The organism is Enterococcus sp. E5-162, assembly GCF_035725965.1.
Taxonomy (GTDB): Bacteria; Bacillota; Bacilli; order Lactobacillales; family Enterococcaceae; genus Enterococcus_B; species Enterococcus_B lactis.
Genome location: NZ_JAPRFV010000010.1, coordinates 1 through 24515, shown reverse-complemented (window position 1 = coordinate 24515; position 24515 = coordinate 1). Strand labels below are relative to the sequence as shown.

Sequence of the window (24515 nt, the reverse complement as noted above, 5' to 3'; positions counted from 1 at the left end):
GCAATTTTTGAATGGAGGTGGAAACCATCAAAATGTACAAAGGGCATCGCATACGCGCAGGAGATCAGCACTTGATTTATCACTTTGTTCTTGGCTGGATCATTGCTTTGTTCATCGGTTGGATGAGCGTCTTTTATTTTCATGAGCTTAGACAATTTGAGATTTCTAAGCTCTCACTTTCCACTAGTAAAATCGTTTGGTCCATGAAAGATTTAGTATGTCTGCTTGGGAGCTTTGTTTTGTCAGGAAGTATGATGTTACTTTATATTCACTTTTTTCAGGATCATTGGCGAAGTATGTGGCATCGACAAAAGCTAGCTCGGATGATCCTAGAGAACCATTGGTATGAAGTGAAACAAACTCAAAGTGAAGGTTTTTTCAAAGATTTGAATAGGAGCCGGACCAAAGAGAGTATCAGTTACTTCCCAAAAATTTATTATCAAATGAAAGATGGCTTACTTTCTATTCGCGTTCAAATCTCACTGGGAAAATATCAAGATCAGTTATTGAAGTTGGAAAAGAAACTCGAAAGTGGGCTGTATTGTGAGTTAGTAGAAAAAGAACTCAAAGATTCCTATGTGGAATATACCTTGTTATACGATATGATTGCCAATCGAATTGGGATAGATGAAGTAGTGGCAGAAAACGGAGCTTTGCGATTGATGAAAAATCAAGTATAGGCGTATGATTCTTTACCCCATATGTTAATTGCTGGTGGTACAGGCGGTGGGAAGACCTATTTCTTACTCACCATTATCCAAGCTTTATTGAAGTCGGATACCGAGCTTTTTGTTCTTGATCCTAAAAATGCGGACCTTGCCGATTTAGGTACGGTAATGCCCCATGTTTATTCCCAAAAAGAAGAGATTTCTGCATGTGTGGAAGATTTTTATGAACGTATGATGGCTCGTAGTAGGACAATGAAAGAAATGCCTAACTACAAAACAGGAGAGAACTATGCGTATCTTGGACTTCCGCCCAACTTTTTAATCTTTGATGAATACGTGGCTTATATGGAAATGTTAACAACTAAGGAGAGTGCGGTGATTTTGAATAAGCTCAAACAAATTGTCATGTTAGGTCGTCAGTCTGGTTTCTTTCTGATTTTGGCTTGTCAAAGACCGGATGCGAAATATTTAGGAGATGGGATTCGGGATCAATTCAACTTCCGGATCGCTCTAGGTCGCATGAGTGAACTAGGATATTCCATGATGTTTGGCGAAGTTGATAAAAATTTCTTCATGAAACGAATTAAAGGTCGAGGATATGTGGATACAGGAGGGAGTGTGATTAGTGAGTTTTATACGCCAATCGTTCCCAAAGGGTATAACTTTTTAGGTGTTGTTCAGGAAATAATACAAGCAGAGTTTGACTCTAAAGAGTAGGATAGCCAAATTCCTGTTCCAGCAGTTTTTTTCGCTAATTTTCTAGAACGACAAGAATAATATTCATAATTTAAAAATTTTACCATATGAAAAAGTTAGAATGAAAAGTAAAAAGGTTAAAGCAATTGACAATAAGCAAGGAAGTGGATATTATTCAACTAAGTAGTTGAACTACCTTCATTGGAAGGAATTGAAAGTCTTAAAGGAGAAATTAAGGTGAATCGGACAAATAAAGATTTATTTGAACAATATGCTTTGATGGGAAAAGCTTTATCAAATTCAAATCGACTGGAAATTATGAGCCTTCTGATACAGGCACCAAAAACTGTTGAAAATATTGCAAAAGAAACAGAATTAACTGTTGCCAATGCTTCTAAACACTTGCAAACACTTTTGAAAGCCCATTTGGTTAAGAATCGTAAGTATAAAAATTATATTTACTATGAAGTTTTTGATGAGAACATTGAGAAGCTATTGACTTTGTTTTTCGAAACAGCTCAGGAGCAGCTAACTAAGGCTAATGCAATCATAGAAAGTTTTGCTCAGCCTAGTGAGGAAGAGTATATTTTGTCGATTGAAGATTTAGAAGAAAAAATGCAGAAAAATGAGATTGTCTTAGTTGATGTTCGACCTTCAGAGGAATACTTAACCGCTCATATACCCGGGGCGATTTCAATTCCTGTTCAAGAATTGGAGAAAAGGATTGCTAGTTTGCCAAAGGATAAAGAAGTTGTTGCCTATTGTCGGGGCCCTCATTGCCTGATGTCAGAAGAGGCGATTATGATTCTAGAAAAACATGGACGGCAGGCGGTTCGCTTTAGTCAAAGTGTAAATGATTGGAACTTACATCATGTGGCAATTTGACTTATTTGCTCTAAAAACACCTCTCGATATGTGTTTTTTTGTAGGCAGAAATATAAAAAAAGTTTCATTAGTACGTTGCAAATTTCATCCTAGCAATTTTAATAATGATTGGCTAAAAAACTTTTGCCATGAAAAGAAACATATGATACTATTCAACTATGCAGTTGAATAGATTGTGAAATTAAAACGTGGAGGAATTCAAATGAAATTTGGTATTATCTTAGAAACAAAAGAGCGTGAAAAAGCTTGGAATGCGCTACGCTTTGCTATAGCCGCATTGAAAAAGGGAAATGAAGTGAAGTTCTTCTTAATGGGCGAAGCAGTGGAGATTGAAGAGATTGTCGATGAAAAATTTGATGTACAAAGTGAGTTAAAGAAATTTGAAGAGCAGAATGGTGAATTATTGGCTTGTGGGACTTGCCTGAAATCACGTCAGCTAGAAGATCATACGGCATGCCCAATCTCGACAATGTTTGATTGTGTCGACATGGTAACTTGGGCGGATAAAACAGTAACGTTTTAGAGGTGAAAAGATGATTTATGATGTAATCGTGATCGGTGCAGGTCCTGCAGGAATGACAGCGGCACTTTATGCTGCCCGGGCAAATCTTTCGGTAGCGATGATTGAAAGAGGCCTTGCAGGAGGGCAGATGAATAATACGGCAGAAATTGAAAATTATCCTAGTTACGAAAGTATTTTAGGACCTGATTTGTCTAATAAAATGCTTCAAGGTACGTTAAAATTTGGTGCCGAAAAAATTTATGGTTCGGTAAAGGAGCTCCAACTTGCTTCAGAGATGAAAGAAGTGATCACTGAGGATAGTCGTTACCAAGGAAAAGCCATTATCTTAGCTACTGGATGTGATCATCGAAAGCTGAATGTGAAAGGGGAAGAAGAATACGCTGGGCGTGGTGTCTCTTATTGTGCCGTATGTGACGGGGCCTTCTTCCGTAATAAAAAAGTGATGGTTGTTGGTGGTGGTGATTCCGCGGTAGAAGAAGCGATCTACTTAACGCAATTTGCCAGTGAAGTGATTATCGTTCATCGGCGGAATGAATTGCGAGCACAAAAAATTCTACAAAAACGTGCTTTTGAAAACGAGAAGATCCGTTTTGTTTGGGATTCTGTGGTAGAAGAAATTAAAGGGAATACTCAAGCTCAAGCAGTAGGTAGTATCTTACTAAAAAATGTTCACACTGCAGAGCTATCTGAGGAGCTTGTGGACGGGGTCTTTATCTATGTTGGGCTAGATCCTTTGACTGAACCATTTCAACCTTGTGGAATCACTAATAAAGCAGGCTGGATTCCAACGAATGAAGAGATGGAAACCGCTATCCCTGGCGTTTTTGCCGTTGGAGATGTGAGAGAAAAGAAACTTCGACAAATCACTACTGCAGTGGGAGACGGTAGTATCGCTGGACAAAAGGCTTTTGAATACGTCGAAATCCTGAGAAAGCGAGTTGAACAGCCATCTATACATTAGCAGATAAAAAAGGATTCACCGTCGAACACTTTTGATAGTGATTGTCTCTCAAACCCTTGGCGGTCTAGGCTTATCTGCGGGGATTACCGTGGGAGCTTTGATTGCTCAAGAAATGTTAGGGACTGACAGTTTAGCAGGATTGCCCTCTGCGGTTTTTACTTTGGGTTCATCTTTGGCTGCTTTAATGGTTGGTCGAATTACCCAATTAGGTAGTCGAAGAGGTGGGTTATCCACAGGTTTTATCCTTGGCGGTCTAGGGGCTATCGGGGTGATTATAGCTACTACTGTCGAAAATATTCTCTTTTTGTTCCTTGCGCTATTTATTTATGGCTTTGGTACGGCTACGAATTTACAGGCGCGATATGCTGGTTCGGACTTGGCGGAGCCGCAAGATCGCTCAAAAGCGATTAGTATTGCCATGGTGGCAACGACTTTTGGCGCGATTGTGGGACCGAATACGAGTGATTTGATGACAAAGGTAGCACATCATTTTTCTTTGCCACCTTTGACAGGCGCATTCATTTTATCGGCGATGGCTTATCTTAGCTCTGGTATTGTCTTGTTTCTTTTTTTACGTCCAGATCCTTATCAAGTAGCTAAGGAGCTAGATCATTTAGAAAATGAGGATTCTCAACCTAAGGCAGGTTCACAGAAAACTGATAACAAAGGAGTTTTTATTGGCGCTTTAATTATGATTACCACCCAGATGGTGATGGTAGCGATTATGACCATGACCCCAATCCATATGAAAGCACATGGACATGGATTAAAGGATGTAGGAATTGTTATCGGTATTCATATCGGCTCCATGTATTTGCCCTCCTTAGTCACGGGGATTTTAGTATCAAAATTTGGTGCTTATAAAACAGGCATCTTGTCTGGAGTTACCCTTGCTATGGCTGCGGTCACTGCCATGGTGGCGCCGCCAGATTCTACTGCCATTCTTTCAGTAGCGCTGTCGCTATTGGGGATAGGTTGGAATTTCGGTTTGATAAGTGGGACAACGATGTTGGTAGATGCTACTGATTTACTGGAACGGCCAAAGGTCCAAGGCAGCGTAGATGTCTTTATCGCTTTAGCCGGCGCTTTTGGTGGAGCGATTTCCGGTGTGATTCTCAACCGATTCAGTTATGGAACACTAGGCTTATTCGGAATGATTATATCGTTTCTTTTGATTGTATACATTCTGATATATTTAATAGGAAGGAAGAAACTAAATGAAAGAAATAAATGATCAACAGTTTAAAGAAATAACAAATCAAGGATTAGTATTAGTCGATTTTTGGGCGCCATGGTGTGGTCCATGTAAAATGCAAGCTCCTATTTTGGAAGCACTGGCAGCTGAAATGAAGGAAAAAGTCTCTATTTTTAAGATGAATGTGGACGAAAATCCAGTGATACCTGCTGAATTTGGCGTGATGAGTATTCCGACATTATTGATAAAACAAAATGGTCGAGTGGTGGATAAACTAGTGGGGCTGCATGACAAAGATGCTTTAGTAAAAATACTGAATGAATTTATGTAATTAGAAAGTGAGTTATCTTATCTATGTAGAGTGTTTGATAATTAACTAATTTTTCTAGCCAAGAGCAAAATGTTCTTGGCTTTTTTCTTTGTAATGAATGAGGTGATTTATGAGATTTTTAGATTTATTCGCCGGGATTGGTGGTTTACGCTTAGGTATGGAACAGGCAGGGCACCAGTGTATCGGCTTTTGTGAAATTGATGAATTTGCTCGGAGGAGTTATAAGGCAATCCATGATACAAGGAGGTGGAAATGCATGACATCACAAGTGTATCAGACGAGTTTGTTCAATCCCTCGGACCAGTGGACGTCCTTTGCGGCGGATTTCCGTGCCAAGCTTTTTCAATTGCGGGAAAGCGGCAAGGATTTTCCGATACTCGAGGTACTTTATTCTTTGAAATCGCTCGGTTCGCCACTCTTCTCCAACCTAAGTTTTTATTCCTTGAGAACGTCCGGGGATTACTCAATCACGAAGGAGGGGCTACGTTCGAGACGATCCTCCGAACGCTGGATGGATTGGGGTATGATGTGGAATGGCAGGTGCTTAACTCAAAGGCCTACGTTCCCCAAAGCCGCGAGCGGGTCTTCCTTATCGGACATTCTCGAGACGCACGTACCAAACAAGTATTTCCTATCATTGGATCGTCTCCAACATCTGATCAAAACATCCGAAACTTGGTAAATATCAATCCTTCCAATCGAGGAATGGGTGGACAAGTCTATGGTTCAGATGGGGTTGCCCCAACCTTAACAGGGGATGAAGGAATCAAAATCGCATTGCCGGTAAATGAGGGAATTTCTGTAGCCGGGATGTTGCCGGGAAACTTTGAACAAGGCAATCGAGTTTATGAGGTAACTGGAACAGCTCCCACCTTGTCAACGAAGCAAGGGGGAACGAAGATTATGATTCGGAAAAATAAAACAGAATATCAAGAGGTGAAGCCAGGGGACAGTGTGAACCTGGCTTTTCCTAATTCCACAAGTCGTCGAGGCCGTTTGGGAAAACGAAGTGTGCATACCTTACTAACGGGAGACCAACAAGCGGTCGTCACAGAACAGTATAAAATTCGGAAACTTACGCCTAGGGAGTGCTGGCGACTTCAGGGGTTTCCCGATTGGGCTTTTGACCGAGCTTCTCAAGTTAATTCAGATAGTCAGTTGTATAAGCAGGCCGGAAACTCAGTAACAGTTCCGGTCATTTTTGATATTGCCAGAAGATTAAAGGAGGTAAAAATAGATGATTTATGATGAGTTGATTGGGGAAATCTATTGGGTGATTGGCAAGATTCAGTCAGATCCGGAACTGGAAGAAGAACTGCACCGGCTCAATTTTGATATTCGCAAAAATGGGGTGAAAGTCCCTGGTGATTCATATGTACTGGACGAGGAAACCGATGCTCGAATTGAACTAAATCAAGTAATCACGGAACTTGAACGGATTGCGGACCTTGCCAAAGAACTGGATATCCGCCAATACTTGTTTGAGATAAAAGCGGAATTGGAAATTGAGGGTATCACCGCGGAGTAATAGGGAAATAAACCACCGATAGGCGCTGACCGCGGGGGATTTGCGAAGCAGAAATTCGCCGTGGTGCTGTGCCTGTTCATGGACGGCGCCAGCCGGCCATGATGTCTCACCCCCCGTATCTAACAGGGGGGTACAAAAACACAAAAAATAAGCAAGCAACGATTAAGAATTGCTGGTATATCAAGGATAATTAGTATTTTTAGAAAATGTGAACTCAAGTTGGATAGTTCACATTTTGAAATTTGGTGGTGAATCATCAATGAGAAGAAATTTTACAAAAGAACTATTGAAGGAAAAAAGGAAGGAGTATAAGATCACTCAAAACAAATTGGCAATAGCTTGTGATTTATCACGAGAGTATCTCAATAAAATTGAGTCGGGAAAGAAGGTTCCGGCTAAAAGTGTCATGAGAAAGATTTTTCAACAGCTAGAAACGTTCAACCCTGATTTACCTTTAACTTTGCTATTTGATTATGTACGCATTCGATTTCCAACTACAAACGCACGAAAAATTATACAAGAGGTTTTGCATCTAAATTTTGATTATATGCTTCATGAGGATTATGCCTTTTATTCTTACCAAGAACAATATGTTATGGGAGATATTGTAGTGATGGTATCTCAGGAAGAAGACAAAGGTATTCTCATTGAAATGAAAGGACGTGGTTGTCGGCAATTCGAAACATTTTTACTTGCGCAAAAAAGAAGTTGGTATGATTTTTTTGAGACAAGTTTAAAGTTAGGCGGCGTGATGAAACGATTGGATTTGGCAATCAATGACCGTGCAGGATTACTAAATATTCCCTATTTAACCAAAAAATGCCAAAACGAAGAATGTATTTCCTTGTTCCGAACCTTTAAAAGTTATCGGTCGGGGGAGCTGTTGAAAGCTGATGAAAAAGATGGCATGGGGAATACCTTATATATAGGCAGTCTCAAAAGTGAGGTTTATTTTTGTCTCTATGAAAAAGACTATGAGCAATATATCAAACTAGGGATACCTCTCGACCAGACAGAAACGAAGAATCGATTTGAAATTCGGTTGAAAAATGAACGTGCTTACCACGCAATTATGGATTTGATGAAAGGGAGAAGTATTGAGAGCACTACGTTTTCAATCATTACTCGCTACATGCGAATTGCAGACAAGGTACAAGGAAAAAGAAGAACCAACTGGCCTCTTAATGAAAAGTGGGGCCGATTTGTCGGTCGAAATCGTAAAGAAATTCAATTGACCTCAGAGCCAAAGCCGTACACGATAGAACGAACTTACAACTGGTTAGGAAGGCAAGTCGCCCCTACTTTAAAAATGACGATTGAATTGGATCGTATTAGAGGAACCTCTTTTATTAGTGACATGGTATTAAACGCCGAATTATCTGAACGGCACAAAAAGATTTTAGAACAACAAAGTATGGCAATTGAAAACTTGATTGTATGAAAAGAGGAATTTTGATGGAAATTGGAAAGATATGTTATTGGTTTTTGGTGGTAGTGGCGGATCAAGCAATGGAAAAGAAAGGAAAGTGATGAAATGAATTTCGGACAAAATTTGTATCAATGGTTTTTGACCAACGCCCAATCTTTAGTCTTACTGGCGATTGTAGTCATTGGTTTATTTTTAGGATTTAAGCGAGAGTTTTCTAAACTGATTGGCTTTTTGGTGGTTGCCTTGATTGCGGTAGGTCTAGTCTTTAATGCTTCTGGTGTGAAAGATGTCTTACTGAATTTGTTTAATCGAATCGTCGGTGCATAAGGGGGAATCATGATGGAACAGATGCGTATTTATATCGCGAATCTTGGAAAATACAATGAAGGTGAGTTGGTGGGGGCGTGGTTTACCCCACCTATCGATTTTGATGAAGTGAAAGAACGGATTGGATTAAATGACGAATATGAAGAATATGCGATTCATGATTATGAACTGCCTTTTGAGATTGATAAATATACGCCAATTGAGGAAATTAATCGGTTGTGTGGCTTAGCGGAGGAACTTGAAGGAACACCAGTTGGTGAAGTTGCTTCAGAGATTCAACACGCTTTCTTTAATTCTTTTGAAGAAATGGTAGAGCATGTGGATGATATTGTCTATTATCCGGACTGTGATGATATGAGTGATGTAGCGTATTTCTTGATTGTTGAAAATGGTGATTTTGGCGAAGTACCAGAACACTTGAAGACGTATATTGATTTTGATGCGTGTGGTCGAGACTTGGAGATTGGGGAAAATTATTTGGTAACGAGTCGAGGTGTTTTTGAGTATCCATATTAACAAAATTATTGAAGGGTAGTTGATTTCTAAACTATCCTTCTTTTTAAAGGAATGATTTGATGAAGAAAATAAAAAGTTATACTAGTATCTGGGCAGTTGAAAAAGTCATATACGCGATTAATGACTTTCAGCTGCCTTTTCCTGTGACCTTTAACCAGATGGCTTGGTTTGTTTTGTCCTTGCTGTTTGTCATCGTATTTGCCCATGTGCCTCCGCTGTCTATGATAGAGGGGGCTTTTTTAAAATACTTGGGCATACCGGCGGCGGTTATGTGGTTTATGTCGCAAAAGACCTTTGACGGCAAGAAGCCATTGGGATTTTTACGGTCCTTTATCAGTTATCACTTGCGGTTTAAGGTTACTTTTGCAGGAAAGAAAGTCAAAGAAAAGAAGAAACGATGGGATGAACCTGTCACTTTGGTAAGGAGTGTAAACTATGTACCCGATTAAGTATATCGAGAATAATCTTGTCTTTAACCAAGAAGGCGAGTGTTTTGCCTACTATGAATTAGTGCCTTATAACTATTCCTTCTTATCACCTGAACAGAAATATCAAGTACACGATAGCTTTCGTCAATTGATTGCCCAGAACAGAGAAGGCAAGATCCATGCCTTACAAATTGCCACAGAAAGTAGTATTCGGGCCACGCAAGAACGATCGAAGAAAGAGATTACCGGGCGACTCAAAGAAGTTGCATTACAACGAATTGATTTACAGACAGATGCATTAGTATCTATGATTGGCGATAGTCAGATTGATTATCGCTTTTTTATTGGCTTCAAACTGATTGCGACAGATGAAGAGGTCAATCTAAAAAGTCTCAAAAAATCTTTCTTTTCTGGGATTCAAGAATTTGTCTATGGGGTGAATCATCATTTGATGGGGGATTTTGTTTCTTTATCCAATGAAGAAATTCGCCGGTATACTAAGCTTGAAAAATTAATGGAAAGTAAATTAGCTCGGAGATTTAAAGTCAGACGAGTCACACCGAGTGATCTGACTTACTTGATTGAACATATCTATGGTGAAAAAGGTACACCATTTGAAGAATATGAATTTCAGCTGCCAAAGAAAAAGCTGAAATCAGAAACGCTGGTGAAACGTTATGACTTATTACGTCCCAGTCGTTGTTTGATTGAAGAAAAGTCCCGTTACTTACGGATTAAACATGAAAATCACGAGTCTTATGTCGCGTATCTAACAATCAACACGATTGTGGGAGAGATGGAATTTCCTTCCTCGGAACTTTTTTATTACCAGCAACAACAATTCACGTTTCCTATCGACACGAGTATGAATGTAGAGATTGTCACCAATAAAAAGGCACTTGCCACCGTTCGCAACAAGAAAAAGGAACTGAAAGACTTAGACAACCACGCCTATCAATCCGACAATGAGACCAATTCGAATGTTTTGGACGCTTTGGATTCAGTAGATGAACTAGAAACCACCTTGGATCAGTCCAAGGAATCCATGTACAAATTGAGCTATGTGGTTCGAGTGAGTGCAGAATCAGTTGATGAACTAAAACGCTGCTGTGACGAAGTCTTGGATTTTTATGACGATACCAATGTAAAACTAGTCCGGCCCTTTGGCGATATGATGGGTCTACATGAAGAATTCTTACCTTCTAGTAAGCGATATATGAATGACTATATCCAATATGTTACGTCTGATTTTTTAGCAGGACTTGGTTTTGGCGCCACTCAAATGTTAGGAGAATTGGAAGGCATTTACTTTGGTTACAATGTAGATACGGGGCGCAATGTTTATCTAAAACCGGCATTGGCTTCACAAGGGGTAAAGGGGTCAGTTACCAATGCACTTGCCGCAGCTTTTCTTGGTTCTCTTGGTGGAGGTAAATCCTTTAGTAATAATCTCTTAGTCTATTATGCCGTCCTTTTTGGTGGTCAAGCTGTGATTGTCGATCCAAAAGGGGAACGTGGTGGATGGAAAGAAACCTTGCCAGAAATTGCGGATGAAATTAATATTCTCAACTTGACTAGTAAGCCAGAAAATCAAGGCTTACTTGATCCATATGTCATCATGAAGAAAAAGAAAGACTCAGAAAGTCTAGCGATTGATATCCTGACTTTTTTAACAGGAATTTCTAGTCGGGATGGGGAGAAGTTTCCTGTTTTGCGCAAAGCCATTCGAACCGTTACTCAAAGTGATCAACGAGGGTTACTACAAGTTATTAATGAGCTTCGAAAAGAGGGCTCAACAGTTGCGGAAAATATCGCCGATCATATCGAGTCCTTTACCGATTATGATTTTGCCCATTTGCTTTTCTCAGATGGTTCGATTACCCAGTCGATTAGTTTAGATAAACAGTTAAATATCATTCAAGTAGCGGATTTAGTTTTACCAGATGCAGAAACCACTTTTGAAGAATATACCACCATGGAGTTGCTTAGTGTTTCTATGCTAATCGTCATTTCCACTTTTGCTTTGGACTTCATCCATAGCAACCGAGAAATTTTCAAGATAGTGGACTTGGATGAGGCGTGGAGTTTTCTTCAAGTGGCACAAGGAAAAACATTATCGAATAAGCTCGTTCGTGCTGGGCGGGCCATGAATGCCGGAGTTTATTTTGTTACGCAAAATAGTGATGATTTACTGGATGAACGCTTGAAGAATAATATCGGGTTGAAGTTTGCGTTTCGCAGTACCGATATTCATGAAATCAAGAAAACCTTGGAATTCTTTGGCTTGGATCGAGAAGATGAAAGCAATCAAAAACGCCTGAGAGATTTGGAAAACGGTCAGTGTTTAATGCAAGATTTGTATGGGCGAGTAGGTGTGGTTCAAGTTCATCCAGTCTTTGAAGAACTCTTCCATGCTTTTGATACCCGTCCACCTATTCATGAGAGAATGGAGTGAGGGGATGAAAAAGAAACTTTTTCGGATTGTGGGAATCGTTTTTATTAGCATCATCACTCTGACAGTTCTATTGAGTTTAGTCGGTACGATAGCTGAGGCAACTGGTCTGGTTGATGATACAGTTGAAGCCGGAAATCTTTATTCCCAATATTCACTTGGTAACTATCAGTTGGATTTCTTTGTGGATAGTTCATGGGATTGGCTACCGTGGAATTGGGGCGATGGCTTAGGAAAGAGCGTAATGTATGGTCTTTATGCCATTACTAATTTCATTTGGACGGTGAGTTTGTATTTGTCGAACGCCACGGGTTATGTGGTTCAAGAAGCTTATAAACTAGATTTCATTTCGGATACGGCTGAAAGTATTGGAAAGAATATCCAAACATTGGCTGGTATTACTGAAAATGGACTCCAGACCTCCGGATTTTATTTTGGGTTTCTATTATTGATGATTTTAGCTCTAGGGATGTATGTGGCGTATACCGGATTATTAAAACGAGAAACCACGAAAGCAGTTCGAGCCGTGATTAATTTTGTGATGATTTTTCTACTTTCGGGTTCTTTTATTGCGTATGCGCCTACCTATATCACAAAAATTAATGACTTTAGTTCAGATGTTAGTGAAGCGGCTCTTAGCCTTGGGACCGAGATTGTTGTACCCAATTCAAAAAGCCAAGGAAAAGATAGCGTGGATTTGATTCGGGATAGTTTGTTTTCAATTCAAGTCCAGCAGCCTTGGTTACTCTTGCAATTTGATGATTCCAATATAGAGGAAATTGGCGAAGATTGGGTCAACAAGATTCTATTCGTGAGTCCGGATGAAAACAAGGGCAAGGATCGGGAAGAAGCGGTCAAAGCGGAGATTGAAGACAATGACAATGCGAATCTAAGTATAACCAAGACCATGAGCCGCTTAGGGACCGTGATTTTTTTGGTGCTGTTCAATATTGGGATTTCCTTCTTTGTCTTTCTTCTGACAGGAATTATGTTGTTTTCACAAATTCTCTTCATTATCTTTGCGATGTTTCTACCTATTAGCTTTTTATTGTCGATGTTGCCAACTTATGAAAGTTTGGGGAAAAAGGCGATTATTCGCTTATTCAATACGATTATGATGCGAGCGGGAGTGACCTTGGTTATCACCACGGCATTCAGTATTTCTACCATGTTTTTCAATATTTCAGCGACCTATCCCTTCTTTATGGTAGCATTTCTGCAAATTGTGACTTTTGCCGGGATTTATTTCAAATTGGGGGACATTATGAGTATGTTCAACCTCCAAAGCAATGATAGCCAGTCAATGGGCAGACGTGTCATGCGGAAACCGCAAATGTTGATGAATCGTAAACTACGGCAACTTAATCGAAATGTTGGGCGAACATTGGCTTTTGGTGGTGGTGCAGCAGTTGGTGGGAAACTAGCAAAAGATCAATCAAAAACCAGATCGAAGTCTTCTGGTTGTTCTCCACGAAAGAATCCATCATTATCTAACAATAAAGAGGTAATATTTGACCCGAATAAGGAAAATCCAATCTCAAAAAATAAGAAACAATCTCGAATGAATTTGGCCGGAAGAAAAATCGGCAAGGTACTAGATACCCAATCAATGGTAAAAGCCAAAGCACAACAAGTAAAGGATCAAGTAAGGAATACACCAACTAATTTGAAATACAATCTGCATAAAGAAATCGAAAAGACGAAAAAAGCACCAGAAGAATTCAAGCGTGGACTTGTCCAAGAAAAAGCGAATCGAGCGGAGTTGCGAGAAAAACAACGACAACGTAGAGATGATAAAATGGCTGAAAAGCGGAAAGTATTGGGAAATTCAGCAAATCGTCATAGAAAAGGTAGGAGCAATGTTCCGATAAAAGAGGAATCCAAATCTCAGAAAAGTAAGATACCAAAGAATGTACCAGCCAATCGAATTGTAAAAATGAATTCGAATCCTGAAATCAAAAGAAGACTCTCAAATCAAAAATTGAGTACGAAAGAAAATAATCAACCAGTAAGAAAAGTGACTCCTATCCAACAGGCGAAGAAGCGATCTATTCTTGCAAAAGCAGGCAATCGAAAAGTACAAAAAAGAGTGAGTCATCCTCCAAAACTAAGGCCGGGTGAGACTAAATGACCATAAGAAATTTGAGTACAATCTCGTTGGCAATCCTGACGATTTCTTTTATGGGCATCTTGATGTGTGTTGGCTTATTATTTGGTGAGGATAGTGAAGGAAGCAACAGTTCTGGTACCTCTCCCGGTGGCAGTAGTGTCTCAGAAGAAGTATTAAAACATCGGTCACTGGTAGAAAAGTATGCCAAGGAATCGGACATTTCAGATTATGTACCGATTCTTTTGGCGATTATTCAAGTGGAGTCGGGTGGTACAGCAAAAGACGTGATGCAAAGCTCTGAATCAGCTGGCTTACCACCTAATTCTTTAGATACCGAGGCATCCATTAAACAAGGGTGTTTCTATTTTGCTTCTCTGGTTAAACGAGCTAAAGAGTTAGGCTGTGATCAAGATAGTATCATCCAAGCCTATAATTATGGTGGAGGCTATATAAATCATGTCGCAAAAAATGGAAAGAAGCATAGTTTTGCTTTGGCGGAATCCTTTTCAAAAGAAAAATCAGGTGGTCAAAAAGTTGATTACCCCAATCCAATCGCCATTAAAGAAAATGGCGGGTGGCGCTACAACTACGGAAATATGTTTTATTGTTTGTTGGTGAAACAATATCTGACCACGATACAGTTTGATGATAAAACAGTCCAAGGGATTTTTGACGAGGCATTTAAGTATGAAGGAATGGCTTATGTATTTGGTGGATCAAGTCCCGCAACGGGTTTTGATTGCAGTGGCTTAACTCAATGGTGTTATGCCAAAGTTGGTCTGAAACTTCCACGGGTGGCACAGGATCAGTATGATGCCATGAGTCATATTGACCTAAAAGATGCCAAGCCAGGAGATTTAATTTTCTTTCACTCAACTTATGATGCTGGTACTTACGTGACTCATGTCGGCATTTATGCAGGAGAGAATCAGATGTTCCATGCGGGAGATCCAGTGGGCTGGACGAATCTTACCGAACCCTATTGGCAGCAACATCTTATCGGAGCCGGTCGATACAAACAATAGAAAAGAGGAATGGAAAATGAACATAAAAATTGAACGAAGTCAGAAGGAGAAGACTCCAAAAAAGAAGAAAGAACGAGTAATTTCAGTGGGCAAGCATCGAAAAATGGTTCTTGTCCTTTGGTTTTTATTGTTTTGTAGTCTCGCTTTTGGGATATACAAAAATTTCACAGCAATTGACCGACACACGACTCATGAGAAAGTGGTTGTGAAAGAAAAAATAGTGAATACTTCTGGTGTCGAGAACTTTACGATTGATTTTGCGAAGGAGTATTTTTCTTGGAAGAATGACAAAGAAGCCATCGAAAAGAGAATGACTACTCTTGAACAATATCTGACTGAGGAAGGGGTGACTTTAAGTCAAGATATGGTTCGAGCGGATATTCCCACTAGTTCCGAAGTTCAAGTAGTAAAAATTCTAGATGTTGAGAAGCACTCAGAAGAATTTGTTATTTCATTTTTAGTGGAGCAAAAGATTACAGAGGGGAAAAAGACACAACAGGTTTTTTCTGCATATCAAGTGAGGATATTTGAAGATAAAAAAGGCAACCATATTGTGACGAGTCTGTCTACGATGATTGGAAAACCAGAAAAAGTGAAGTATGTGGAAAAACCAGTGGCAAGTGATTCAGAAATTGATGCCAAAACAGCGGAAGAAATCACTGAATTTTTAGAGACATTTTTCAAGCTTTATCCAACTGCATCAGAAAAAGAACTTGAGTATTATGTAGAAAATGATGTTATGCGACCAATCAATTCGAATCTTAAATTTGTGGAATTAGTGAATCCAATTTATACACAAAATGAAAAAAGTATTCAAGTGAGAGTTGATGTAAAATACCTTGATACTCTATCAAAAGTAACGAATTACTTTCAGTATGAATTGGAATTACAAAATGATGGAAATTGGAGAATTATTGTCTCTGAATAAAAACAAGTTAGAATAATAGGTGAATGATGTTATTGTTGGTAGAGTGAATTCACCAAGTAAGGTGGATCAATCATGGGGAACCGTATCATAAATGATGCGGTTTTTTAGTATTAATTTCTGAGATTAATATTGATTTAATGGTTTTTTTGGAAGGGAACCGCAGGAGAAAATGATACGAGTGTCCTAGTTAATCTGTATCATTTAGTGGAGCAAGGCTAAGTAATGCGTATGAAATCAAGGTTCTATAATATTTTGTGTTGGTGGAAAATCGAAACCGATTTTCTGCCAACACTTTTTTCTTGTATGCAAATCAAAAAGAGACTCACAAAAGAAATAAGCATCTGTATCTGTTCATAAAACTGTCTCCTAAGTTTAGTGTCAATTTATTTGACGGATATTTATAAGTTACTATCGGTTTGGATTGGTAACACTAAATTGGGAATAACTACATCCTTGACTTGGGATGTAGCAGTACGCTCTTAGTGCTAAAATTGAAAATCATAATTTGATGCTACTGCCGGGAGTTATTCGGCAGACTTATCCTACACACTTACATTAAACAACATCTATGAGTGACTTTTCTAGTTACTGATTCTTTTTGCGGGAAATAGAAAAGTCATTTTTTCGAAAAAAACTCAGAAAATACTACTTGCAATAATTCTGGATGGCCATTATGATAGTAACAACAGGAAAATCTACTAAGTACAGCCAGAGACTTGTACTCAGCTAACTAGTTTATTCCAGAATGCTGCATAATTTGATAGATTCATACTTTTATGTTTTTTTGCATATCGAAGTAGGTAGTCATATTTTGACTATCCAATTTGATAAAATATCGTTTATGCGAAACGTACTATAGTTGGTGCATCACTAGAGTTAAAAGTGTACAATGCTTAGTTTTTTTGAATCTTTATCGCAAATAGCTTCAAAAAACACTTTTTTGGATACTTTGGAAATATTTAGTTGAGTATAGTATAAATAGTATAATATGAACAATTGTGACAAATAATAATTTTTTGGGAGTGAGTAAAGTTAGATGGGAAGACCCTTAGCAAAAGGCCTAGCTGTCGTAGCCGTCAGTCTCATCACACTAGCAGACAAAACGTCACCAATCTCAGAACAGTACCGGACGATTCGGACCAATATCCAGTTTGCTTCAGCAGACAAAAAAATTCAGACCATCTTCGTGACTTCCTCTGGACCATCAGAGGGTAAATCCACGACTTCAGCGAATCTTGCCGTAGTTTTCGCTAGTTCCGGTCAACGTGTGCTTTTGGTGGATGCGGATATGCGTAATCCAACTGTTCACAAAACATTTGGGTTAAGTAATGATACCGGTCTGAGCCTCGTCTTGAGTGCCAATCAAAGCGTCTTGGAAAATGCGCGCACAGTCGGAATCGAAAATCTGGCCATCTTACCAAGTGGTCCTAAGCCGCCAAACCCTTCTGAATTACTGGGCTCTGTACGTATGAACCAAGTCATTGAGGAAGCACGCCACCTGTATGATGTTGTTATTTTCGATATGCCACCCGTGGTCGCCGTGACGGACGCTCAGATTATGGCGTCAAAAGCTGACGGCACACTGCTAGTTGTTAGAGAAAACGTCACGCGAAAAGATGCATTAACCAATGCGAAAAATATGTTGGAAATGGTACAAGCGCGAGTATTAGGCGTGGTATACAATGGCACGCAAAATATGAAAGACCAAGGTTACTACTATTATTATGGTAATTAAGTTGAATTGATTTGAGGAGGAGATTGGATGATTGATCTTCATTGTCATATCTTACCGGGAGTAGATGATGGGGCAGATACGTTAGCTGATAGCATTGCCATGGCAGAAAAAGCCATCAGCCAAGGCATCACACATATCTTGTGTACCCCCCATCATAATAATGGGAAATATGTGAATCCGAAAGCTGCGGTTATCGATAAAGTGACTGAGCTCCAGGCGGAACTCGATCGTCGTAACCTCCCTCTGACCCTACTGGAAGGGCAAGAGGTGCGGATTACGGGGGATTTAGTAGAAGAAATCCAACAAGATCAGATTTTGTTTACAGATTTAGCAGATACCTATCTTTTGATTGAATTTCCTACGATGGATGTCCTAGCCTATACAGAGCAACTTTTTTCAAGCTGCGAAATATGGGAAAGGTGCCAGTCATCGTCCATCCGGAAAGAAATGCGAAGTTTCGTGAAGATCCCAATCGCCTTATTCCATACTTGGAGATGGGGTGCCTCGCGCAACTCACCGCTCCAAGCTACATAGGTGTCTTTGGTAAAGACATCCAAAAGACGGCAAAGCAGATGGTTGAGCATAACCTCGTTCAGATGATGGCGTCTGACGCTCATGGTATCAAAAAAAGAACGTTTGCAATGAAAGAAGCCTTTCACCAAATCGGACATGACTTTGATGAAGAAAAAGTCAAAGCTATGGAACAAGTGGCGAAAGATTTGATAAATGGGGATGTGGTCACATACCCAGATTATACAGAAGTTAAGAAGAAACGGTTTGGATTATTTTAGTTGAGCTGACGATGTTACTTATAAAATTTTTTGGAAATAGAGAGATGAGAAAAACAGTAGGAGTATAAATGATGATGACGGAAAACTTTTTTTATATCATGAAGGCGGATGATTTAAAAAAGCACTACCAAGATCAGTATTTTAAGTTGCAATGGGTCGATCAAGAAAAATTGAAAAGACAAAAAGGCTATGATTTTGTTAAACGAGGAATTGATGTTGTTGGCGGAACCGTTGGATTAGTTCTTGCTTCACCGCTCATGGCATATGTAGCTTATAAAATTCGCCAAGAAGAACCTGGCTCGCCAGTGGTTTTTGCCCAAACACGGGTCGGGCGCAATGGCAAATTGTTCACCATGTATAAATTTCGTTCTATGTGTATCGATGCTGAAGAAAAATTAGCAGAACTAATGGAACAAAATGAAATCGATGGTGCTATGTTTAAAATGAAAGACGATCCTCGAGTTACCAAAATTGGTAAAATGATTCGTCGCACCAGTTTAGACGAACTATCTCAACTCTTAAATGTCGTTAAAGGGGATATGAGTCTGATTGGTCCTCGACCACCTTTGGAAAGAGAAGTCGCTGAATACTCTCCCCATGACATGCAAGGGTTATTGGTAAAACCAGGTTGCTCAGGTTTATGGCAAGTCAGCGGACGAAATGAAGTTGGCTTTGAAGAAATGGTGGACTTCGATGTGGAGTACATCCAAAATCGTAGTACTTTGAATGATATCAAGATTATATTCAAAACTATTAAAGTAATGATTAAGCCGAATGGGGCATATTAAATTAGTGAGTGTACCAAGTGTTTTTTTAATAACGAGAATAACGAATAGCGATAGTGACTAGAGTGTAAGAATGACTTAATATAAGATAGTTTATTGTTTTTTCATTGATTGTGGTTTTTATAAGTATCAAGAAAAGACTAAGTTGTCAGTTTAAAGTTGAACGAAGGAACTATTTAGAAATTTAGATGATTGTTAGTAAAAAATATTTTCTACTGAAATTATTGAAAAAAGAACTAGAATAATTACTAAATTGATAAAATTCAATGGAGAAAGTAAAATGAATAATTCAAATTTGTTAGGTAGTTTTCCTTTGTTTTTGGGAAGTATGGAACAACTTACCTCTGAGATTGTTAATAATGTTGAAAAAAAAGCCTTTTTTGCTATTAATACAGATTGTTACTTAATTGCTCAGAAAGATTCCGAATATAGAGATATCTTGAAAAATTCTAATGGAAGTGTTTATGTTGACGGTATGGGAATTATATATGGACAAAAGTTTTTAAAAATGCCAGTAGCTTCCGAAAGAATTTCTACAACTGATTTATTTCCGTATCTATTTGCTTACATTGAAAATAAACAGATTATTGGAAAAAAAGTTTACTTATTAGGTGGAAAAAAAAATACTGCGAGAAAGGTAGCAGAAAAGTTTTCTTCAGAATACTCATATCTGGAAATTGTTGGACACCATGATGGATATAGCATTGATTTTCAAGATTCTTCTAATATTATAAAAAAAATAAACGAAGCAAATGTTGATTTTTTATTTGTTGGATTTGGGTGTCCCCTACAAGAAAAATGGGTAAATGATAATTTTCACAAGTTGAATGTTAAATGTATAATGACTTGTGGTGGTTTATTCGATTACTATGCAGAAAATGTTAAACGTGCTCCCAAATGGATGCAAAAAATTGGATTAGAATGGTTTTATAGATTTTTACAGGAACCCAAAAGACTTTTTAGAAGGTATTTTTACGGAAACATGTCCTTTGGTCTTTTATTAATAAAACATAAATTTAATAAGGAGTTTTTATAAGATGATAGATGTATACATGTGTGGGACACCATTACATATGCTATCAGCGTTCTCTTTAATACCTCAAAGAAAAAATAGCGCAATAATTTTTTTTGAAACTTATAATCAAGATATTTACAATTTTTATAAGGAAAGAAAGAAAAATATTGATATTTTTAACTATCTTATTGATATTCAAATCGTTAAAAGAAATTCATCGTTAGATAGATCTTTCCTAGGTTATTTAGTTGATTATCTGATGTATAAAAAAATAATTAATCAAAAATTTAGATTGATTACTTATACTTGGAATCCAAATAGCTTGTTTTTTTCTTCAAATATTTTTTTTAAACTATCTAAATCTGTTATCTGTATAGAAGATGCAGAACTAGTTTATAAGTATCCTCAAGATTCCTACTTGAAGCGATTATTGAGAGAAAAAATTTATAGAATTGAATATGATTTTGTAGATAAAGAGAAAGTAAAAGAGTTTTATTTGACAGATAGAAAAAAATTCAAAGAAAATATTCAAAAAAAAGCTATTAATTACTCTATTGTTAAAAATCTGGATAAATTAGTAATTAGCAAAAAAAACAAACAGTTTGTTCTTGATTTTTTTGATTTCCCTAAGGAATTGGAGAATCTAGCTAAAAGTGGTAAAACTGCTCTATTAATGACTCAACCTCTTTCAGAGACAAACTATATTAAAGAGACGGAAAAAAAAGAAGTATTTAATCATATGTATAATATATTAGTTATTAAGGGATATAAAGTTATTTTAAAAAAACATCCATTGGACACCACAATCTACGAATTTGAAAAAAGTATAGAAAAAATAAACCAATTTGTTCCATCTGAGCTATTTAGAATTACTTTAGTTAAATTTGATTTAGCAATCAGTGTGAATACGAGCGGAGTATTTTCTGTTCCCGCCATCAAGAAACTAAACGTTTGTGAGTCATTCTTTGATGTCCCTAATGCTAATAACGTTATAAATAAAATTAATGAGATGAGTAAGGAATTTTAAAATGAAAATAAAGAGCTGTTACTTGTATCAAATTATTGTGTTTTTATCAATTATATTTTTTTTAAATGAGCGGCTTTATATTCATTCTGGTCAAGTATCTGGAGTCTACAATGTATATATATCTATATATTTCTTTTTATTATTTTTATTAGGATTATTTTTATTTAAAATTCAATTTACTACAAAAGAATTGCTTTTATTTACATTGCTAATAACAGGAATAGGATTAAATATTCTATATAGGAATTCTGTCTTTTCGGAAAGCATCAGGTATTTATTAGATATATCAATTATCTTTTTTTGCTCTAAGATTGTTTTAAATTCAATAGTATTTTTATCAAAATGTATTATAATTAATGGATTTATTTCACAAATGATTTTTCAAAATGGAAGTTTTTCCGAAAGAGGTTCGGGTTTCTTTGTGACAAGTCCAACCAATTTCTCAGTAATTATTTGTTTATCTTTGATTTTGTTAGTTGAACATTATCGCCACCAAGATATACGGGAAATATTTAGTATTATTCCGTATACTTTTCTTAGCTTTTACTTAATATATAGTTCTGAATCTCGAAGTGTATTGATGTATGCGTTAATGTACGTTGTAATAGTTATATCTAAACGCTTATATAATAATCGTAATTTTTTTCTAAGATTTGCCTTGATATCTCTTCTTATCATTTCTGTTCCATATTTTTATCAAATTTTAACTGAGATACTGAATCAACGGGATAATGGTACGGAGAGTAACAGTACACGGCTTTTCTTATACTCTAATTTGGTTAAAAACTATTTTGCAAATCCAGTAGGAATTGTTATTGGGAATGGTGCTGGCTCAGCATATAACTTAGTTAGTGGGCTTGTTGGGATGAAATTCCCAGTACATTTTGATTTTTTAGCGATTGCTTATGATTTTGGGATTTTCTTTTTTGGTTTATTAGCTGCTTTTGTTAAATTAATTTATAGAAGACTCAATATTGCAATAGTGGGAATAATAGTGGTAGCCAATTTTCATAATTTACTATTATTCCCACTAGGTCTAACCTATACTTTCTTAATTTGGAGTTACTTAATTCATTCAGAGAATGAATTAAGTAGTTTTATTGTCAACCAGAAAGGAGTTGAAATATTATAATTACAACCTTGAAAAAATCAAAATTAATAAGATCTAGTTTCTGGTATACAATCGGTAATTTTTTTATTAAAGGAATTTCTTTTGTTACGATTCCAATATTTGTTAATATTACTTCACAAGCTGAATATGGACTAATTAATAATTTTACTTCTTTTGTTTCAATCTTTTCTCTAGTTGTTGGATTGAGTTTAAATTCGTGTGTTAATAATGCTAGTTTTGATTATCGTGATGAAATTAAGGAGTTTTTATCTAGTGTCTTATTTTTAGCAACTAGTAGTTTTTTGATTTTTGTATTTTTAGGGAATATCATGTTTTTATTCAGAAACAGTATTTTTGATATGAATCCTTTAGTGTTTAATTTAATGCTAAGTCAGAGTTTTTCTACTTTTCTTGTTGCTTATGTACAGGCTTATTTTACAATTCATTTTGAACATTTTAAATATTTAGCCTTGTCTCTAATCTCCACTACATTAAATGTAGGAATTTCTGTTTTGTTAATGCAAACACTATTACAAAGTAATAAGTACTTAGGTAGAGCTCTCGGAGGTGCTCTGGGATTAGGGATAATAGCTGTAATTTTATATATGATAATAATGTTTAAAGGAAAAAAATTAATTGATATATCATATTGGAAATATGCACTTAAGATTTCATTACCACTTATTCCTCATACTTTGTCTAATGTAATGCTAGCACAATTTGGTAGAATAATGAATGATCAATTCATCTCTGGGAGCCTCACAAGCAGGGATTTACTCTTATATAAGTAATATCGGAATTATTTTGAATGTAGTTTGGCAGTCTACTAATAATGCATGGGTTCCATGGTTCTATGGCGAAATGAATAAAAAAATATACTAATATTAAAAAAGTAAGTAATTACTATTTATTAGCTTTTACCGTATTATCTATTGTTGTAATGGTCGGATCTGTTGATTTAGCTCGAATTATGGCGCCTGAAGAATACTATTCTGGTTTGTCATTAGTAATTCCAATTTCACTAGGGTATTTTTTTCAATTTTTATATAGCTTACCTGTTAACGTAGAGTTTTATGAAAAGAAGACAACTTATATAGCTTTAGGAACAGTGGCAAGTGCAATTGTTAATATTGGGTTAAATATTGTTTTTATACCAAAATTGGGGATTATCGCGGCAGGGTATACTACAGTTGTCACGTATTTCTTACTATTTCTATTTCATTATTTTATGGCAAAAAAAATTACAAATCGACAACTTTTTAACACTTCTAAAATATGGTTTATTATTGTTTTCATGATTATTTTTTCTGTTGTGTTACATTTAGTCATTAACCATCTAATCTTAAGATATACTCTGTTATTAGGTAAGCGCCCCATAGAACAGTACCTGTACGTCAAATAACCCGACCTATAGAATAGAATCGGGAATGTTTGACGTTTTTAGTTACGAGAAAAATGTTGTTGTACATCCTTGTTCCAAGGCAACAGTTGATCTAAAGTTTCTGCTGAAAGTACGGGAAGATTTGGTATCTTATCAAATAGAAACTCTAGATACTTTACAGGATTCAATCCGTTAAGTTCTGCTGTTTTATATACACTCAGAATGATTCCTGAAGTTCGTGCTCCTTCAAGACTTGTGGAATGCAACCAATTTTTCCGTCCTATCACCAGCTCTTTGATATTTCGCTCCGCACGATTATTTGTGAGTTCTAAACGACCATCTTCAAAAATAGGTTCAAAACCACTTCGTAGTTTACACGCATATTGAACGGCTGCATCCAACTTGGATTTTGCAACAGGATCTATCGTTGCCATCCACTCATAAAAAGCAATAAATAATGGACGCAGTTCTTGTTGCCGACAGCTTAATCGCTTCTCAGGAGAAAAGTCTTTCCATTTCTTTTCTAGGACAAACCATTTATCCAATTGTTTGACTGCTTGAGCTGCGGGAATATCCGTGTTTTTCTTTCCTTTTGGAATTGCTTCGAAAAATTTCCGCCGAACATGCGCGAAACAATAGACAAGTCGTACACTTTCCACGGCATTATA

At 37.1% G+C, this 24515-nt stretch carries 21 protein-coding genes and 3 pseudogenes; 23 read left to right on the top strand and 1 reads right to left on the bottom strand.

Annotated elements, in window-relative coordinates; translation table 11 throughout:
• The first annotated feature begins 32 nt into the window (after positions 1-32).
• The 23 genes and pseudogenes from OZZ83_RS10350 (at position 33) to OZZ83_RS10240 (ending at position 23257) form a co-directional block, all read left to right on the top strand.
• Positions 33-1385: pseudogene (locus OZZ83_RS10350) on the top strand (FtsK/SpoIIIE domain-containing protein).
• A 216-nt stretch (positions 1386-1601) separates the two neighbouring features.
• Entirely contained in the window at positions 1602-2249 is a 648-nt protein-coding gene (locus OZZ83_RS10345; protein ID WP_278023779.1) for an ArsR/SmtB family transcription factor, read from the top strand.
• A 202-nt stretch (positions 2250-2451) separates the two neighbouring features.
• Positions 2452-2772 carry a DsrE/DsrF/TusD sulfur relay family protein gene (locus tag OZZ83_RS10340; RefSeq protein ID WP_104670520.1) on the top strand — a complete coding sequence of 107 codons (321 nt, stop codon included), beginning with the start codon at positions 2452-2454 and terminating at the stop codon, positions 2770-2772.
• Between the two features lie 13 nt (positions 2773-2785).
• Positions 2786-3733 carry a thioredoxin-disulfide reductase gene (trxB, locus tag OZZ83_RS10335; RefSeq protein WP_104670544.1) on the top strand — a complete coding sequence of 316 codons (948 nt, stop codon included), beginning with the start codon at positions 2786-2788 and terminating at the stop codon, positions 3731-3733.
• A gap of 37 nt (positions 3734-3770) precedes the next feature.
• Positions 3771-4967, top strand: coding sequence for an MFS transporter (locus OZZ83_RS10330; protein WP_278023806.1), 1197 nt, complete (start codon positions 3771-3773; stop codon positions 4965-4967).
• Positions 4951-5259 carry a thioredoxin gene (gene trxA / locus OZZ83_RS10325; RefSeq protein WP_278023782.1) on the top strand — a complete coding sequence of 103 codons (309 nt, stop codon included), beginning with the start codon at positions 4951-4953 and terminating at the stop codon, positions 5257-5259. The genes OZZ83_RS10330 and trxA overlap by 17 nt, the downstream gene beginning before the upstream one ends.
• Before the next feature lie 109 nt (positions 5260-5368).
• Positions 5369-6507, top strand: a pseudogene (locus tag OZZ83_RS10320) (DNA cytosine methyltransferase).
• The gene (locus OZZ83_RS10315; RefSeq protein ID WP_278023784.1) at positions 6497-6787 is read left to right on the top strand and encodes a hypothetical protein; all 291 of its coding nucleotides are present in this window, start codon (positions 6497-6499) and stop codon (positions 6785-6787) included. Before OZZ83_RS10320 ends, OZZ83_RS10315 begins: the two are co-directional and overlap by 11 nt.
• Positions 6788-7046: 259 nt before the next feature.
• A complete protein-coding gene (mobT, locus tag OZZ83_RS10310) occupies positions 7047-8228 on the top strand; it encodes a MobT family relaxase (RefSeq protein ID WP_278023808.1) in 1182 nt (393 codons plus the stop codon).
• A gap of 93 nt (positions 8229-8321) precedes the next feature.
• The gene (locus OZZ83_RS10305; RefSeq protein WP_010718211.1) at positions 8322-8543 is read left to right on the top strand and encodes a hypothetical protein; all 222 of its coding nucleotides are present in this window, start codon (positions 8322-8324) and stop codon (positions 8541-8543) included.
• Between the two features lie 12 nt (positions 8544-8555).
• The gene (locus OZZ83_RS10300; protein WP_278023788.1) at positions 8556-9059 is read left to right on the top strand and encodes an antirestriction protein ArdA; all 504 of its coding nucleotides are present in this window, start codon (positions 8556-8558) and stop codon (positions 9057-9059) included.
• Positions 9060-9118: 59 nt separating this feature from the next.
• Positions 9119-9508 (top strand): conjugal transfer protein, encoded by a 390-nt coding sequence (locus tag OZZ83_RS10295; protein ID WP_081185903.1) that lies wholly within the window; start codon positions 9119-9121, stop codon positions 9506-9508.
• Positions 9495-11942 carry an ATP-binding protein gene (locus OZZ83_RS10290; protein WP_278023791.1) on the top strand — a complete coding sequence of 816 codons (2448 nt, stop codon included), beginning with the start codon at positions 9495-9497 and terminating at the stop codon, positions 11940-11942. Before OZZ83_RS10295 ends, OZZ83_RS10290 begins: the two co-directional genes overlap by 14 nt.
• A gap of 4 nt (positions 11943-11946) precedes the next feature.
• On the top strand, positions 11947-14070 hold the full coding sequence (locus tag OZZ83_RS10285) for an FUSC family protein (protein WP_278023793.1): 2124 nt from the start codon (positions 11947-11949) through the stop codon (positions 14068-14070).
• The gene (locus OZZ83_RS10280) at positions 14067-15074 is read left to right on the top strand and encodes a bifunctional lytic transglycosylase/C40 family peptidase (RefSeq protein WP_010754258.1); all 1008 of its coding nucleotides are present in this window, start codon (positions 14067-14069) and stop codon (positions 15072-15074) included. Before OZZ83_RS10285 ends, OZZ83_RS10280 begins: the two co-directional genes overlap by 4 nt.
• A 16-nt stretch (positions 15075-15090) precedes the next feature.
• On the top strand, positions 15091-16002 hold the full coding sequence (locus OZZ83_RS10275) for a conjugal transfer protein (RefSeq protein ID WP_278023795.1): 912 nt from the start codon (positions 15091-15093) through the stop codon (positions 16000-16002).
• A gap of 1036 nt (positions 16003-17038) precedes the next feature.
• Complete coding sequence (locus OZZ83_RS10270) at positions 17039-17737, top strand: CpsD/CapB family tyrosine-protein kinase (protein WP_278023796.1); 699 nt, start codon at positions 17039-17041, stop codon at positions 17735-17737.
• Between the two features lie 27 nt (positions 17738-17764).
• Positions 17765-18528, top strand: a pseudogene (locus tag OZZ83_RS10265) (tyrosine-protein phosphatase).
• Between the two features lie 98 nt (positions 18529-18626).
• Positions 18627-19316, top strand: a complete 690-nt coding sequence (locus tag OZZ83_RS10260) for a sugar transferase (RefSeq protein WP_278023810.1) — start codon at positions 18627-18629, stop codon at positions 19314-19316.
• Positions 19317-19593: 277 nt separating this feature from the next.
• The gene (locus tag OZZ83_RS10255; protein WP_010718200.1) at positions 19594-20349 is read left to right on the top strand and encodes a WecB/TagA/CpsF family glycosyltransferase; all 756 of its coding nucleotides are present in this window, start codon (positions 19594-19596) and stop codon (positions 20347-20349) included.
• Position 20350: 1 nt separating this feature from the next.
• Entirely contained in the window at positions 20351-21355 is a 1005-nt protein-coding gene (locus OZZ83_RS10250; protein WP_010718199.1) for a polysialyltransferase family glycosyltransferase, read from the top strand.
• A gap of 22 nt (positions 21356-21377) precedes the next feature.
• The gene (locus tag OZZ83_RS10245) at positions 21378-22487 is read left to right on the top strand and encodes a hypothetical protein (RefSeq protein WP_278023798.1); all 1110 of its coding nucleotides are present in this window, start codon (positions 21378-21380) and stop codon (positions 22485-22487) included.
• Between the two features lie 8 nt (positions 22488-22495).
• Complete coding sequence (locus tag OZZ83_RS10240) at positions 22496-23257, top strand: oligosaccharide flippase family protein (protein ID WP_278023800.1); 762 nt, start codon at positions 22496-22498, stop codon at positions 23255-23257.
• Between the two features lie 649 nt (positions 23258-23906).
• On the opposite strand, the gene OZZ83_RS10230 is transcribed toward OZZ83_RS10240, so the two are convergent.
• Positions 23907-24515, bottom strand: a 609-nt coding sequence (locus OZZ83_RS10230; protein ID WP_278023916.1) for an IS66 family transposase, incomplete at its 5' end; no start/stop codon positions are given.

Bases quoted from the DNA above. Each gene is read 5' to 3' on its own strand.
- OZZ83_RS10295 (WP_081185903.1), top strand. From the start codon at position 9,119: ATGAAGAAAATAAAAAGTTATACTAGTATCTGGGCAGTTGAAAAAGTC.
- OZZ83_RS10280 (WP_010754258.1), top strand. From the start codon at position 14,067: ATGACCATAAGAAATTTGAGTACAATCTCGTTGGCAATCCTGACGATT.
- OZZ83_RS10260 (WP_278023810.1), top strand. From the start codon at position 18,627: ATGAAGGCGGATGATTTAAAAAAGCACTACCAAGATCAGTATTTTAAG.
- OZZ83_RS10250 (WP_010718199.1), top strand. From the start codon at position 20,351: ATGATAGATGTATACATGTGTGGGACACCATTACATATGCTATCAGCG.
- OZZ83_RS10275 (WP_278023795.1), top strand. From the start codon at position 15,091: ATGAACATAAAAATTGAACGAAGTCAGAAGGAGAAGACTCCAAAAAAG.
- OZZ83_RS10290 (WP_278023791.1), top strand. From the start codon at position 9,495: ATGTACCCGATTAAGTATATCGAGAATAATCTTGTCTTTAACCAAGAA.
- mobT (WP_278023808.1), top strand. From the start codon at position 7,047: ATGAGAAGAAATTTTACAAAAGAACTATTGAAGGAAAAAAGGAAGGAG.
- OZZ83_RS10305 (WP_010718211.1), top strand. From the start codon at position 8,322: ATGAATTTCGGACAAAATTTGTATCAATGGTTTTTGACCAACGCCCAA.
- OZZ83_RS10315 (WP_278023784.1), top strand. From the start codon at position 6,497: ATGATTTATGATGAGTTGATTGGGGAAATCTATTGGGTGATTGGCAAG.
- OZZ83_RS10300 (WP_278023788.1), top strand. From the start codon at position 8,556: ATGGAACAGATGCGTATTTATATCGCGAATCTTGGAAAATACAATGAA.
- trxA (WP_278023782.1), top strand. From the start codon at position 4,951: ATGAAAGAAATAAATGATCAACAGTTTAAAGAAATAACAAATCAAGGA.
- OZZ83_RS10255 (WP_010718200.1), top strand. From the start codon at position 19,594: ATGAATAATTCAAATTTGTTAGGTAGTTTTCCTTTGTTTTTGGGAAGT.
- OZZ83_RS10340 (WP_104670520.1), top strand. From the start codon at position 2,452: ATGAAATTTGGTATTATCTTAGAAACAAAAGAGCGTGAAAAAGCTTGG.
- OZZ83_RS10285 (WP_278023793.1), top strand. From the start codon at position 11,947: ATGAAAAAGAAACTTTTTCGGATTGTGGGAATCGTTTTTATTAGCATC.
- OZZ83_RS10270 (WP_278023796.1), top strand. From the start codon at position 17,039: ATGGGAAGACCCTTAGCAAAAGGCCTAGCTGTCGTAGCCGTCAGTCTC.